At 44.4% G+C, this 13,683-nt stretch carries 11 protein-coding genes and 2 tRNA genes; 7 read left to right on the top strand and 6 right to left on the bottom strand.

Translation table 11 applies throughout. The annotated features are described in order from the left end of the window. The first annotated feature begins 82 nt into the window (after positions 1-82). The 4 genes from P0M28_RS26885 (at position 83) to P0M28_RS26870 (ending at position 3,259) form a co-directional block, all read left to right on the top strand. Positions 83-547 carry a L,D-transpeptidase family protein gene (locus P0M28_RS26885; protein WP_302206592.1) on the top strand — a complete coding sequence of 155 codons (465 nt, stop codon included), beginning with the start codon at positions 83-85 and terminating at the stop codon, positions 545-547. 74 nt (positions 548-621) lie between these two features. Beyond that, a complete protein-coding gene (locus P0M28_RS26880) occupies positions 622-1,548 on the top strand; it encodes an alpha/beta hydrolase (protein ID WP_302206591.1) in 927 nt (308 codons plus the stop codon). 117 nt (positions 1,549-1,665) lie between these two features. Further along, entirely contained in the window at positions 1,666-2,325 is a 660-nt protein-coding gene (locus tag P0M28_RS26875) for a phosphoadenylyl-sulfate reductase (protein ID WP_302206590.1), read from the top strand. A 4-nt stretch (positions 2,326-2,329) separates the two neighbouring features. Beyond that, positions 2,330-3,259: an NAD-dependent epimerase/dehydratase family protein gene (locus P0M28_RS26870; RefSeq protein ID WP_302206589.1), complete on the top strand. Its 930-nt coding sequence runs from the start codon at positions 2,330-2,332 to the stop codon at positions 3,257-3,259. A gap of 86 nt (positions 3,260-3,345) precedes the next feature. On the opposite strand, the gene P0M28_RS26865 is transcribed toward P0M28_RS26870, so the two are convergent. The 4 genes from P0M28_RS26865 to P0M28_RS26850 all read right to left on the bottom strand — a co-directional run bounded on the left by P0M28_RS26865 (position 3,346) and on the right by P0M28_RS26850 (position 6,537). Then, positions 3,346-3,422 (bottom strand) — tRNA-Thr (locus P0M28_RS26865). Positions 3,423-3,481: 59 nt separating this feature from the next. After that, positions 3,482-3,555, bottom strand: a tRNA-Thr gene (locus P0M28_RS26860). A 61-nt stretch (positions 3,556-3,616) separates the two neighbouring features. After that, a complete protein-coding gene (locus P0M28_RS26855) occupies positions 3,617-5,905 on the bottom strand; it encodes a DUF349 domain-containing protein (protein WP_302206588.1) in 2,289 nt (762 codons plus the stop codon). Positions 5,906-5,970: 65 nt separating this feature from the next. Beyond that, on the bottom strand, positions 5,971-6,537 hold the full coding sequence (locus P0M28_RS26850) for a YqgE/AlgH family protein (protein ID WP_302206587.1): 567 nt from the start codon (positions 6,535-6,537) through the stop codon (positions 5,971-5,973). A 353-nt stretch (positions 6,538-6,890) separates the two neighbouring features. Between P0M28_RS26850 and P0M28_RS26845 the strand changes: the two genes are divergently transcribed. Beyond that, positions 6,891-7,346: a TM2 domain-containing protein gene (locus P0M28_RS26845; protein ID WP_302206586.1), complete on the top strand. Its 456-nt coding sequence runs from the start codon at positions 6,891-6,893 to the stop codon at positions 7,344-7,346. A gap of 289 nt (positions 7,347-7,635) precedes the next feature. Continuing rightward, positions 7,636-7,920 carry a hypothetical protein gene (locus P0M28_RS26840; RefSeq protein WP_302206585.1) on the top strand — a complete coding sequence of 95 codons (285 nt, stop codon included), beginning with the start codon at positions 7,636-7,638 and terminating at the stop codon, positions 7,918-7,920. A gap of 29 nt (positions 7,921-7,949) precedes the next feature. On the opposite strand, the gene P0M28_RS26835 is transcribed toward P0M28_RS26840, so the two are convergent. Next, positions 7,950-9,278 (bottom strand): Gfo/Idh/MocA family protein, encoded by a 1,329-nt coding sequence (locus tag P0M28_RS26835; protein ID WP_302206584.1) that lies wholly within the window; start codon positions 9,276-9,278, stop codon positions 7,950-7,952. Between the two features lie 379 nt (positions 9,279-9,657). On the opposite strand from P0M28_RS26835, the gene P0M28_RS26830 reads away from it, so the two are divergent. Further along, positions 9,658-10,254, top strand: a complete 597-nt coding sequence (locus P0M28_RS26830) for a DUF445 domain-containing protein (protein WP_302206583.1) — start codon at positions 9,658-9,660, stop codon at positions 10,252-10,254. Positions 10,255-10,345: 91 nt separating this feature from the next. On the opposite strand, the gene P0M28_RS26825 is transcribed toward P0M28_RS26830, so the two are convergent. Then, positions 10,346-13,636 (bottom strand): UvrD-helicase domain-containing protein, encoded by a 3,291-nt coding sequence (locus tag P0M28_RS26825; protein ID WP_302206582.1) that lies wholly within the window; start codon positions 13,634-13,636, stop codon positions 10,346-10,348. Between the last annotated feature and the right edge of the window lie 47 nt (positions 13,637-13,683).

The following is a 13,683-nucleotide window of genomic DNA, read 5'->3' as shown; positions in this document are numbered from 1 at the left end:
GCCTAATTAGTCTTCTAAATATGCGATAAAAAAACATCTCTTCATTGGCTTTTTCTTAATCCTGACAGTTGGTATTCTGTATATGATAACGCCCGAAGAATTCACTCCATTAGAAAAAAATGCTGTTATTGACCGCATTGTGGTAGAAAAGGGCCAACGCCAGATGCACGTGTATTTAGGTGACTCCTTGCTAAAAACCTATCGTATTGCTCTTGGTTTTAATCCAATTGGTCATAAAGAGATAGAAGGAGACGGTAAAACTCCCGAAGGGCTGTATTATATCGATAGCAAAAACCCAAACAGTGCCTACCACCTCAATCTGGGTGTCTCCTACCCTAATGAGCTAGATAAGGCTCACGCTGAAAAGTTGGGGAAATCTCCGGGAGGTGATATTAAAATTCATGGTCTTAAAAATGGACTCGGTTTTGTTGAAGCTGCTCACCTACAACAAGACTGGACGGCCGGATGTATCGCTATTACCAATGAAGAAATAGAAGAACTATTCCGCAGTGTTCCTATCGGTACTCCCATTGAAATTAAACCATAACAGGCTATCAGACAAACTACTTCGCCTTCAAAACATCGGTAACTTTGTACCCCTCTACTGCTACCACTCGAGTAATGAAAAAATCGCTCATTATTTTGTTTACCCTTTTTACTAGCTGTACCTACTCAGTATCTGATCAAAGCACCTTAGAAGAGGAAAACAAAAGGTTGAAGAGTGAATTAGATAGTTTAAAAAAGCAGTGCACAGAAATTGAGCATTTAGCTGATAGTTCTCTGGTTACTCTCCCCAATACAACTGTTCGTGAGCTTATCTCAAAGTACAATGGGCAGACTTACAAGATAAAAATTCAGTTTCCGAGAGGCTATGAGAAGGGTGAAGAAGTACACCCGGTTCTTTACGTAATTGATGCCGAAACCAATTTTGGCGGCATCAGCTACATTGTTCAGCGATTGATAAAAGATAAGCTCATCCCGAAAATATTACTCGTTGGCATCGCCTACGGAACCGATTACGATAATTTTTATAGGTTACGAAGCCGCGACTTAACTCCGGTAGAAGATAAAGAACTGGTTATGAGAAGAGGCTCTCCTCCTGACCCTACCGGTGGTGCTGATAATTTTAGCAATTTTATTGAGTTTGAACTCTTCCCGTTTATTGCTGCTCACTACCGAGTTAAAGAAGAAGACCGAGCCATCTACGGACATTCTTATGGCGGACTCTACGGAACCTACACTTTTCTACAGAAACCCCAGTTATTTAATCGATATATCTTGTTAAGCCCTTCTTTGTGGTATAAAGACAACTTATTACTCAATGAGATGAAAAACAGTTCACTACCATCTGCGAAAAGTAAACTTTACATGGCTTCCGGCGAACTGGAGGGTAGAATTGATGATCTACAACTAGCGTTTATTCATGAGCTTGAAAAAAAGAATGTTGACGCGCTCACCATAAAATCAGAAGTGATGGAAGATGAAACTCACCGAACCATCTTTGGACCCGGACTTACCAATGGTTTGCGGTTTATATACAGTGATTAGCATAAGCAGCACCCTACTGGGACTCCAATAATCTAGGATATTCACCGAAATTCCGGTGGCTAGCATTAGCCGCCACTTTTTTATTAACTTTAAAGCCTATTTATTCGTAAGCAACGTATGACTTTTGAAGAAATACAGGCTCGCATCCTAACCTACCAGCAAGCGGGCAAAAAGCTATTTACCAGTTCATCGTTTCAATCCCACAGTTTGGTCTTGCTTCACATCCTTTCGCGGATTGATCGTAGCATTCCGATTTACTTTCTAAATACGGGCTACCATTTTCCCGAAACGGTAGCGTTTGTTGATGAAGTTACTGAACGATTTGGCTTGAATACCCTCCGGCTCAACCCGATTGTTCCCAAGCATCAGCAGCGCGATGCTGACGGTAACCTACTGTTTACCTCCGACCCTGATTACTGCTGTTTCTTGAACAAGACTCAGCCAATGGAAGAAGTGCTTCGCAATTACGACGTGTGGATTAACGGAGTGCGTGCCGACCAAAGCTTAGTGCGTAAGGCCATGAAGGTAGAACAACCCGCCCCGCACAACGTACTACGATTTCACCCGATGCTAGATTGGTCTATCCAAGAAGTGTTTGCGTATCTTAGGGAGTACGATTTACCGCGCCACCCGTTAGATGCCAAAGGCTACGCCAGTATTGGCTGCGAACCGTGTACTAAAAAACCTGACCCCGAAATGCACGAACGGGAAGCTCGTTGGTACGGCATGAATAAAGTAGAGTGCGGATTGAATACCGATTTAGCAAAATCAGCGTAAGCGTATGACTGTTTTAATTACCGGGGGCGCGGGCTACATTGGCACCCAGCTCGTAGCTGAATTGGTTCAAGACTATTCAGTATCCCGCATTATTATTTACGATAATCTCTCGCGAGACAATTATAATGGGTTTTTAGGCCACTCGCTCTACAAGCGTACGGATAATACTTTAACTATTGAGTTCGTTTCCGGTGAACTGCTAGATACTCGCAAGCTTCGGTCGGTAGTACAGGAGGCTGATATAATCTACCACTTAGCCGCCAAAGTTGTCACACCTTTTGCTACCACCGATGGACATGCTTACGAGCAGACAAACCACTGGGGTACGGCTGAGTTGGTGTACGCCATTGAGGAAGCACCGCAGGTGAAAAAGCTAATTTACGTAAGCAGTACTTCGGTGTACGGTTCTGCCCACGCCGGAGAAGATGCGGTTCCCAACCCTCAAACCATTTACGGCATCTCTAAGCTACGAGGGGAAGAGCACGTACAACGGCTTTTCCCTAAGCTACCTACTTACATTATCCGCTGCGGAAATGTCTACGGCTATAACAAAAGTTTGCGCTTTGATGCCGTGATTAACCGCTTTATGTTCGAGGCAAATTTTCGTCGTAGGGTTTCCATTCACGGTGACGGAAAGCAACGGAGAGCGTTCGTAAGTGTACAGCGAGTTGGCGACACTCTAGTAAAACTGCTTAATACCGATATGCCTTCCGATACTTACAATCTGGTCGACAAGAACTTCCAAATTCTGGATATTATCGATGTGGTAAAAGCAATTTACTTTGATCTGGAATTTATTTTCGTTAACCGCCATTTGGGTTTGCGAGAGCTATCGGTTGATACCGACCTCAAGCTCTTCAGCTTTATTCCCCACTGGGAAAAGCGTTCCTTGCTAGATGAAATGGAAGAATTTAAAACGAAGTTTTCTTTTTAGCCAGTTGCGCTGAACAACTGAGCCGTATCAAAAAAAACCCCGACAGCTTTCGCTATACGAGGTTTTTGTGCTTTCGTGAAATGAGCCCCCTGTCGGATTCGAACCGCGCGGCGGCCGCCAACGACCTACTGATTACAAGTCAGTTGCTCTGGCCAACTGAGCCGTATCAAAAAAAAACCCGACAGCTTTCGCTATACGAGGTTTTTGTGCTTTCGTGAAATGAGCCCCCTGTCGGATTCGAACCAACGACCTACTGATTACAAGTCAGTTGCTCTGGCCAACTGAGCTAAGGAGGCGATAATTGGGTTGCAAATATAGGAGGCTGTTAGCTGATTTTCAAGTCTTATTTACTTAATTCTATTTCAAACTTCGCAAAACAGCTAACTGAGACTTTAATTGCTCTACTTCAGCAGTTGCCTTCTCAATTTTGCGCTCTACATCAGCAATTAGTTTGCTGGCTTGCTTCGAGGAGGAAGTAAAGAAAGAAATATTGTTTCTCCACAGCGAAATATCGCTCTCAAGCTGGCTAATTTTTCGGCGAATACTACTTTCTTTGAGGTTAACCTTGCGCTGACCACCCGGGCCACTCTTCATTGATCCTAATTCTATTTCAATTAATACCTCTTTCTTCTGATTCTCATCTAATTCTTCAGCATTTTCTACGAACTGATTAACCGCCTGCTGATAGCGCGTACTGATACTCTTCATGGCCGAACGTGGAACAAAACCTGTTTCAGCATACTGCTGAATGAGCTTCGTCAGAGCATCTAAGTCACTGGACTTTTCTTTAGCTAATGCTTCTATTTTATCACAAACTTCTTCGCGTACTGCTAAGTTCTTCTGATACTCAACCTCCGTTTCTTGGCTGTTGTTGCGTCGCCGTTCAAAGAAGGCATCGCAGGCTGCTTTAAACCGCTGGTAGATTGACTCTCTCGCTTTTTCGGGCACCGGGCCAATATCCTTCCACTCCCGTTGCAAACGTTTTAGCTCATTAGAAGTAGTTTTCCAATCTTCGCTTTCCTTCAGGCTTTCGGCCTTCTCTGCTAAAGCCTCCTTCTTTTGTAAGTTTTCTTCCCGATGAGCATCTAAACGCTGAAAAAACGCACCTTTATGGGCAAAGAACTCCTTAAAGCTCGACCAAAACTGCCGGTTTATTTCCTTCGCTTGGTTTCGGGGCATACTACCTGCCGCTTCCCAACTTTTCTGAAGCTGCTGAAGCTCTTTAGTCTTTTTGTTCCACGCTTTAATACTATCGCTTTCAAAACTGGCAAACTCCGTTACCGCTTCTACCAGCTTTAGTTTTTCTGCCAGATTTTGCTTGAGCTGCTCCTTAAACGCCTCAATATCTTCTCGCCGACGGTCGTGAATTTTGTCAGAAGCGGCTTTAAACCGCTGCCAGAGAGCTTCCTGATCATCGCGAGGAACGGGTCCGATATGTTTATATTCTTCGTGTAGCTCGTCCAACTCTTTGGCAGCCTTCTTAATATCGGGTTCTTCTACTAACTGCTCGGCACGCTCCGCCACCGCTATCTTGCTCTCTAGATTTTTCTTCCGATCAAGCTCTTTTAACTCAAAGTAAATGCTACGATTATCATAAAAACGATCAAGCAAAGCGTGGTAATTAGCCCACAAGGTACGGTTCTGCGCCGAAGGCACTTCGCCAATACTACGCCACTGCTGCTGAATTTCTTTTACCTTGGCAATGCTCACCTGCGTTTCTTCGCTGTCTACAAAGTCGCGCAGTTTGTTAAGTATCTCTTCTTTTTCTTTTAGGTTTTCCTGACGGCTTTTTTCCCGCTTGTTTCGGTATTCGGACCGACGTTCCCGAATTTCATCGTAAGCAGCATAAAATAGCGTGTAGAACTCATCTGGCCGATACTCAAACCCATCAGCTTCGCCTCCGTCTTTTATAAATCGCTCGAGAGCCTGCTGCCGCTCAGTTTCTTCCAGATCGTCAAAGTGTACTTTCAGTTCCCGAACCTGATCGGCAATGCTATTTACTTCGTCGCCCTTAGCCAACCTTTCCATTTCCCGGGCTAGCTCTTCCCGACTCAACTGGCTGTAATCCGGAACATTTTCTTCTTCCTCCAACTCAGCACTTGCTTCCTGATTATCTACCTCAGCTTCTTCGGTAGCTGCACTCGGCGCACTTACTACTCCCCCCTCTCCTGCTGATTGCTCTTGGTTCTTTGGTTGACCTTCTTCACTCGCTTTATTTTCTTTCTCGTCCTCGCCTAATTTCTCTTCCGGTAGGCTAACTTCAGACACAGGTTCCGAATCTGGGGGGGAGGCTACCTGACTGTCAGCCTCGACTGCTGCCTCTATCGGTTCCTTCACCTCAGTGGCTTCGGCAATAGTCTCCTCAAGTGGCTGGTTAGGGTTGTTTTCAGTCAGCCCCTTATCTTCTTCCGAGACTGCAAGCACCTCACGCGATTCAGCTTCGCTAGTAGAGCTTATCTCGGGTTTGGGTGTTTCTTGCACATCAGTACTTTCTGATGAGTCTGACTCAACTATTACTTCAGTCTTAGATTCTTCGTCTACTACTTCACTACTAGTGGTAGTCTCAGAAGTGAGTTCGATTGTATTTTCCGGTTCTTGGTCTACAGAGAGTTTTTTATCTTTCTGATCTTCAGAAGCTTCGGCCATAATGCAGTATTCAGTTTCCTTGCTACTTTTTCTTTACTATAGAATATAAAACGGAGACAAGTGTTTTAGTTCAAACGTGGGTCAATTGGATAGTTGGAGAACATACGGTACTTTCCGCCCATGTTACGTAATATCTCCTGCCACAACTGGCCTGCCGGAATATCAAATAGCTGGTAAGCGGTAGGCTGACGATACACAATCCAGGTCTCTTCTTTCAATTCATCCGCTAGCTGCCCGGGGCCCCAACCCGAATATCCGGCAAAAAACTTTACGTCGGTTGCCGAAATTTGCCGAGTATTGATAAGTGATAATAGCTCGTCAAAATCACCGCCCCAAAAAACATCATTTACTATCGGCTCCGAATTACTGAACGGCGGATTAATACGGTGCAGGAAGTGAAGCGTCTCGTGCTGTACGGGGCCACCCACGTATAATGTTTGTTGGTAGTTTTGTACTTCATCTATTGCGTCAGAAAGTTTGAGGTCAGCTTCTTTGTTAAGCACAAAGCCAAAAGATCCCTGGCTATTATGCTCGCATAAAAGTATCACAGATCGCTCAAAATTTGGGTCAGCTAAAAAAGGCTCCGATAGTAATAAGTCGCCCTTAGTAGGTTTTACAGCATCTCCACGCATATCAATACTCCTGGTTTACTTCATCATTCTCTTTGAGAAAACGAATTTAACAAAAGTTTTGTACAGCCCTACTAAATATGAAAAAGAGTAAAAATACTACCCACTTTCGCACTAAAATCTTGTCTATTCACTTTCAGATTGAGACGAAGGCATCAGTAGCGTAATAGTTTCCAGAATATTTGTCTAGAACTTACTTCCTTGCTTTTTTTTGGTCGCGAGTTAGGAACATTATTTGATATTTACCTTTTGAAAAGAAAGACACGATTAACCGAATGCCAAACTTTGGTTCAGTCGGTGTGCTATTTTTGGCAGGGCACTGTACCTAACCAAACTGATAAAACAGGCTTATTATTATGAAACATAAATCCTACGCAATCCTCCTAGCAATTCTTCTGGGAGGATTCGGTGTTCATCGGTTTTACATTGGGCAACACCGCCGGGGCTGGTGGTATGCTGGTTTTTTTTGGACTCTGGTTCCCATGATTATTAGCTGGTTTGATGCTGCCCGATTTAGCTCTATGGACTACGCTGAGTTTAACCGTCGCTATAACTTGGGACACGAACTATCCAAAAAGTTTTCGGATGACGAGGTGCTATTAGCCGCTAGTTTTGAAAAAGAGCGGGAGGAAAAACTTCTTCAGGAGATTGAGAAACTCTCTTCTAAAGAAGATGTACAGCAATATTTACAACAAGCCAAAGAGCGCGGCGATTACCTTCCTCGCTTGGTGTACGCTCGAGCGAATGCTATTTTACGAGACCAACCCTGGATAATGAGTGATTCTCTTGACTTTGATAAAAAAATTAGCTAACAAGTAACTTCAAAGCGGAAAAGCAAAAACCGGAGACCGGAAGCTAATGAATAATGACTGGTGATTGATGAATAATGGTTACAAAAGACTAATGACGGTGGACTAAAAAACAATTCAGCAACTAACTCGCTATATGATTTTCTTTCTTAATAAATTCTGTAGCTCAGTGTAAATCCAGGAATGTACGGCAAACTTACGATGTACCTTTGCTTTTAAATCTGACTTGAAAACCTTAGTAGCCTCTTCCTAGATTGGCAATCAAAAAAATAGCGAAAAAATTATACTGATTATGCCAACGGTAAGTGTAAGTATTGATCATTTTGTGGAGAAGAAGTTCGAGAAGCTTCTGGTCAAGTTTGGCTATGAATACAGCAAAGAAACCAATGAAAATGAGGTCTCTTTTGTGCTCACTTCCGACCAGGAGTTTGATTTGGTAGAGATCAGTCTACTTAACGAATGTGCCCGACAGATTCAGCAGCTTGAAGACTTAGATAAAGAGCACTACCGTGATTTGAAGAACAAGCCTGATATTAATCTTCTGAAACTCGGTATTTCTAACCGAAACAGCAATTAAAAAGCCTCTGCAATGCAGAGGCTTTCAATTTATTCGTTACCCATTCCCAAAGTACTAGATTCGGGTTCCCAACCGGGTTCATACTCCCGACTCCACATCTTCATCGCTTCTTTGTCGTCTTTAATTTGTCCGGTAGCCGTATCTATCATTAGTGCTCGTCCCATTTCTTGCGAAATATTGGCCAGATGGCAGAGTAGCACACTTTTGTGTCCTTCCTCAATCGGTGAGTTCAACGTAGCCCCATCTACTACCCCATCACGAAAGTTAGCAATGTGCATATTAGTCATACTATCTCCCCCACGGGTATCCATAGAAGCCGCCTTGGTGCTAGCCTTTAGTTCCTTTACCAAATTGTTCTTCATGTCGTATACTTCGTACCCATCTCGGTCAAGAATCACAGAACCTTCGGTACCACAGATCAATGAACCTCTTCCTCGTCCTTTTATGCGGTTCGGATTACAGCTTCTTCCTTCCCACGTAATGGTTTTTTCGTCGTCAAAATCGTAATTAACAATCTGTGTATCATAAAACTCCCAGTCGTCGTCGTAGTGGTAACGTCCCCCCTGAGAACCTACGCGAGTAGGGTAATCAACCCCTAGTGCCCAACGGCAAACATCTATTTCGTGGGTACCATTATTCAGGGCTTCTCCGGTTCCCCAGTTCCAAAACCAGTGCCAATTGTAGTGAATCACATTATCCTGATAAGGTTGACGGGGGGCGGGCCCTTGCCATAGTTCATAATTCAAATGTTCTGGTACGGGCACTTGTTTCCCGGTACCAATAGAATCACGAGCATTCACATACCAGGCTTTAGCGTAGTAAGGACGACCGATGATACCATCTCTAATTTGTTGAACAATATCAATAGACTCAAGAGCCGACCTCTGCTGGTTCCCCATTTGTACTATTTTTCCGTAACGCTGTTGAGCTTCTACCAGCATTTCACCTTCTTTGGGGTTGTGCCCACAGGGCTTTTCTACGTACACATGCTTACCCGCTTGCAATGCCATAAGAGCAGCCGGGGCATGCCAATGATCCGGCGCAGCAATTACCAAAGCATCAAGGTCATCGTCTTCCAGTGCCTCCCGGAAATCAGAAAGTGCCTTAGGCTGCTTTTTCTGTAGCTTTGATTCCTTAATCTCATGTGAGGTTTTATCCAATATCTGTTGGTCTACGTCACAAATATGCGAAAGGTGCATACCGTCTATCTTTAAAACTTCATTGAGCAGAGCCGCACCCCGACTACGTACCCCCATTACGGCGACGTTGAGTTGATTGCTGGGTGCATTCTTCCCAAAAACCGGCACGGCACTGCTAAGGAAAGTAATGCCTAGCCCAGCAGCTCCTGAGGTTTTCATAAAGCTTCTTCGATTGAGGTGTTTTTCTTCGATCATTGCTTGCAAATTTTGTAATCGGTTAAAATTAAGACGTAAGATACAAATTTTAGAGATTATAGTGTTATAGTTGTTGGTGTTAAAGTATGAAGTGCTATAGTGTTAGAGTGCGGGGGTGTTTGAGTGTTCAAGTTAGACTTGCTATGAATATGAGCACAAGGGTAAAATTGCTGAAAGGCCAAAAAACTGAACGGCTACTTACCTTTGGATACGTTTAAAGTACTACGTAAAATTGCCAAACTCTGAAAGATTGTTCACCTCTAAAATCCAAATTCATTATTTTTCCACCCAAACACTATAACATTTCGCACCCAATACCACAACACCACGAACAAACTAATCTATGATTATACTAACACTACCCATTATTGCTGCCCTCACCGGGTGGATTACTAACTTTATTGCAATCAAAATGCTCTTCCATCCCCGGGAAAAAGTGAAAATACTATTTCTGGAGATACAAGGTATTTTTCCGAAGCGACAGAAAAAGCTGGCAGAGAAGCTAGGAAAAATTGTGTCGGATGAGCTATTCTCCATGGAGGATGTGCGGAAGGCTATCACCAACCCGGATAACCTGAACGATGTGCATCAGGTCATTGACGAAAAGCTAGATGATTTTCTAGAAAACCGCATGATGGAAAGCATGCCGATGCTCTACGTATTTATGAGCGATGATATGCGCGTAAAAATCAAAGCTACCTTACAACAAGAACTGGAATTGATGTTACCCGAACTCATTGGTCAGTTTGCCAACAAAATAGAGAAAGAAGTTGATGTGGAGCGCATAGTGTACGAGAAGGTGGTTAACTTCTCCAGCGATAAGCTAGAAGAAATTCTGTACTCAATTATGCGAAAGGAGTTTAAGTTTATCGAGATTCTGGGTGGAGTGCTAGGCTTCCTCATTGGCCTGATCCAGATCGGATTGCTACAGTTGCAGTAGCTTGAGGGTGTTATGGTTTAAATGTTTCGGAGCTCGATTGAGCCTAACTAGATAGCCACCTACAGAATTCAGCACTTCGCACCATAACACATTAGCACTGTAGTACTTTCTTCACTCCCAAAATATTCACATCTACCAGATACAAGGCTACCAAATCATACTGAGTTAACAAATAGTCTTTAGCGATAGACAACGCTTCATTTTTTTCCGATTCATCTAAGTGGGTGTGAAAGTTGATGGCGGTCATTTTCTTACCATCCAGCAGTACCCGATCCAGCACAACGGAACGATTCGGTTTGATAAGTAGGGGGCGTTGTACGAGTACTCGGGGGTGCGGTTGATACCAAGCAGTTGCCTCTCCCTTGGTTAAAAACGAGCGCGCTTGTTTCAGTAGCACCTTACACTCTGGCGTGGTAAGCCCTCGCTCGAAGGCAATTTTTTCTAGCTGATTTTCTAGTTGATCAAGTGATGGTAACTGGATAAGCAATTGCTGCATCAACACTACGTTACTGACCGTACCAACTTTGGTAGCAAAAAAGCCCTGCGAGAGCGAACGCACACTCAGACGGTTTCGCCAGCGCACCGAAGTATAATCCGGTAATTCAACACTCCACTTTCCGTTTTCCGGTCTCCGGTCTCCGGTCTCCGGTTTCTCGTTTCCAGCTTCGTAGAGCTGCCCCATCTCATCCCAACCGGCTAAAGAATCTGGTTGCTCCAAATCGGGTAAAATGGTACGAAGCAAATTCGCAACTCCGTTTATCGGAAAACTACCGTTGCGCTTAGCCATTGGTCGGGCAAAGGCGTATAATCCCTCTTCGGCTCGAGTAAATGCTACGTATAGCAAGTTCAGATGATCCATATGAATCCGAATCTTCTCTTCGTAGTAGTCTTGGCTGAAAACGGTTTGAGTAAGCTGAGTGGTGTACTTCATCGGTACCAGCCCAGCGTTAGCCAAGTTAGCATCTTGAGGATACGTCCAGAGAATATTGGTGGTGAACGACTGATGATCTAACGGCCAATCACAAAATGGAAGAATCACAATCTTAAACTGCAATCCTTTGGCTTTATGGATGGTCATTACTCGCATAGCATCCGTTTCTTCGGAGATCTGAGCCGAGCTATTAGTCCCTCGTTCGTCCCACCAAGTTAAAAAGGAGCGTAAATCACCTTGCTCAGTTAGCGAATATTGCAGTACTGCATCCTGAAACGCTTGCAAGTACGCTTTCTCGTGGTACTGTCCCAGATCAAAAATCAGCACCAAATTTTCTACCAATTCGTAAATCGGCAGTTTGTTAAGGTAGGCGTAGTACGTTTCAAAATCTGGGGGAAGTTGCTTAAGAAAGCTAGTTAAATCATCTCCATTGCTGGGGTTGCTGAAGATTGGGTGCAGCTTGTCGGAGCTAACTTCATTGGTGGTAATTAAATGGTACTTATACAGTATACTACTACGAACTATCTCATCGTGCGTATTATCCAGAAAGCGCATCAGCTCCACTAGTAGACTAACCGTTAGCGAAGAAGTCAGCATCAATGATTCGGATGAAACCACTTCGTAGTTGTAGTCAGGTTGCGTTTTTCCTTCGTGTTTATACTGCATAAATGTATCTACCACCGCCTGTCCATCCCGCTTGTTCCGCACCAAAAAAGCAATATCGCCAGCAGTGTAACCTTCGGCTTGTAATTTCTCAATCATTCCGGGTAACCTAGACCGAACGTGGCTGCGCCAGTCGGTGAGTTCACCTTCCTCGCCAAGGCAATGATCTTCTGCCAGCAACTCAATTTTTACGTGGCCGTGCCAAGTTGCTTGTTGATCATACGTGGCAGGAATCTTCTGAGCTACATCCTGGTACGCCTGCTGGAGTACCGAAGCTTGCTGGAGTAACTGTTGCTGCAACGGCTCATCCACCAAATCGCCCATTAATTCGTCGGTGATATACTGAAACAGCTCCGATGCTGCTGCCTGAAACAACGCATTATTGAAATCCAGTATATTTTTACGACTGCGAAAATTGTGATCGAGTTGCCGGATTTCAGTGCGCCATTCCTGAATATCCTGCTGAATGGTATTGAGCAAGAGTTGCCAGTCCCCTCCCCGCCAGCGATAGATCGATTGTTTTACGTCGCCCACCACCAAGTTCCGATTACCAGCATCCAGACTATTTTCTACCAACGGTCGGAAGTTCATCCACTGCAAGCCGGAAGTATCCTGGAACTCATCGATCAGAAAATGCTGGTAGTAGCTCCCGATTTTTTCGTAGATAAAGGGTGTATCGTCCTTCCCGATAATATCCCGAAGAAAAGTGGGAGCATCAGAGATCAGCATTAAGTCATTTTCTCGCTTATACTGATCGATCTGTTCCTCCAGATGATGCAGAATACCGTAGGTGTACATGAACCGCTGCATCTGCACCACCGAATGATACAACGGTCCTGCTTCTTCGTAGAAATCCAGTGCTTCTTCTAAGTGCGGATGCAATGCAGTGGCTACCGACAGTAGCTGTTCTTTCCTCGGATCAGTCTTTTTCACCCAACCTTCCAAATTTTCCCGAGCGGCTAGCACTCGCTTGGTAGGAGTGAACTGATTGCCTTCAGCGATCTTGACAAAGTAGCCTACTACCCCACTTTTCCCGTAGCTAAAATCCGTTACATCAAGCTGCTGCTGTTGCAATAAATTCAGAGCGGCTTCACCAATATCCGCCATTTGCTTTTCAAACGCCAGTTGCAATTCGCGCAGTTGCTTTAGCAGATTGTCGGCAGTTTGGGGGGTTAGGTTACCTTCAAAGGCCAGAGCTTTTTCCCGGTAGTTCTCTTTGAATAATTCTCCTGCCAACACTTTAATCTCTCGCCGAAAATCCCAGCTACTGCCTGACTCAACTTTTTCTTCCGCAAAGCGGGTAAGCCAACGACGGATACTGCGGTTTTGCTTTTCGCCCACTTCCTCCAGCAATCGGTCAATCACCTCACCCAAAACCTTATTCAGATCAAGTTCAATAGTAAACCCGGCCTGAAGCCCCATTTCTCGGGCAAACCCTCGCACTACTTTCTGAAAAAAAGCATCAATCGTCATCACCGAAAAGTAGGAATAACCGTGTAGCAGATACTGAAGAGTTTGCTCAGCCTGCAAGGATAGTTCAATCTCCGAAAGTGCCAATTCTTTAGCCAGCGTAGTTCGTAGTAAGCTACTGTCTGCTTTCGCTACTTCATGCAGGTACTGTAACACCCGCCCCTTCATTTCCTGAGTGGCCTTGTTGGTGAAGGTAACGGCCAAAATTGTTCGGTAGGCGTTAGGTTGGCGCAACGCGAGTTTAAGATACTCTAACGCCAGTGTGTAGGTTTTGCCGGAACCCGCGGAAGAGCGATAAATGATGAAGGGTTTTTCCACGCCAAAAGATACACTGATGCCCAACGTAATCCAACGTCAGAACTTAT

The organism is Tunicatimonas pelagia (genome assembly GCF_030506325.1).
GTDB classification, from domain to species: Bacteria; Bacteroidota; Bacteroidia; order Cytophagales; family Cyclobacteriaceae; genus Tunicatimonas; species Tunicatimonas pelagia.
This window is presented reverse-complemented; position numbering and strand designations above follow the sequence as displayed.

Excerpts from the sequence above, each read along its gene's own strand:
- P0M28_RS26835 (WP_302206584.1), bottom strand. The coding sequence starts at position 9,278 with ATGAAAACCTCAGGAGCTGCTGGGCTAGGCATTACTTTCCTTAGCAGT.
- P0M28_RS26840 (WP_302206585.1), top strand. The coding sequence starts at position 7,636 with ATGCCAACGGTAAGTGTAAGTATTGATCATTTTGTGGAGAAGAAGTTC.
- P0M28_RS26885 (WP_302206592.1), top strand. The coding sequence starts at position 83 with ATGATAACGCCCGAAGAATTCACTCCATTAGAAAAAAATGCTGTTATT.
- P0M28_RS26880 (WP_302206591.1), top strand. The coding sequence starts at position 622 with ATGAAAAAATCGCTCATTATTTTGTTTACCCTTTTTACTAGCTGTACC.
- P0M28_RS26845 (WP_302206586.1), top strand. The coding sequence starts at position 6,891 with ATGAAACATAAATCCTACGCAATCCTCCTAGCAATTCTTCTGGGAGGA.
- P0M28_RS26830 (WP_302206583.1), top strand. The coding sequence starts at position 9,658 with ATGATTATACTAACACTACCCATTATTGCTGCCCTCACCGGGTGGATT.
- P0M28_RS26875 (WP_302206590.1), top strand. The coding sequence starts at position 1,666 with ATGACTTTTGAAGAAATACAGGCTCGCATCCTAACCTACCAGCAAGCG.
- P0M28_RS26850 (WP_302206587.1), bottom strand. The coding sequence starts at position 6,537 with ATGCGTGGAGATGCTGTAAAACCTACTAAGGGCGACTTATTACTATCG.
- P0M28_RS26870 (WP_302206589.1), top strand. The coding sequence starts at position 2,330 with ATGACTGTTTTAATTACCGGGGGCGCGGGCTACATTGGCACCCAGCTC.
- P0M28_RS26855 (WP_302206588.1), bottom strand. The coding sequence starts at position 5,905 with ATGGCCGAAGCTTCTGAAGATCAGAAAGATAAAAAACTCTCTGTAGAC.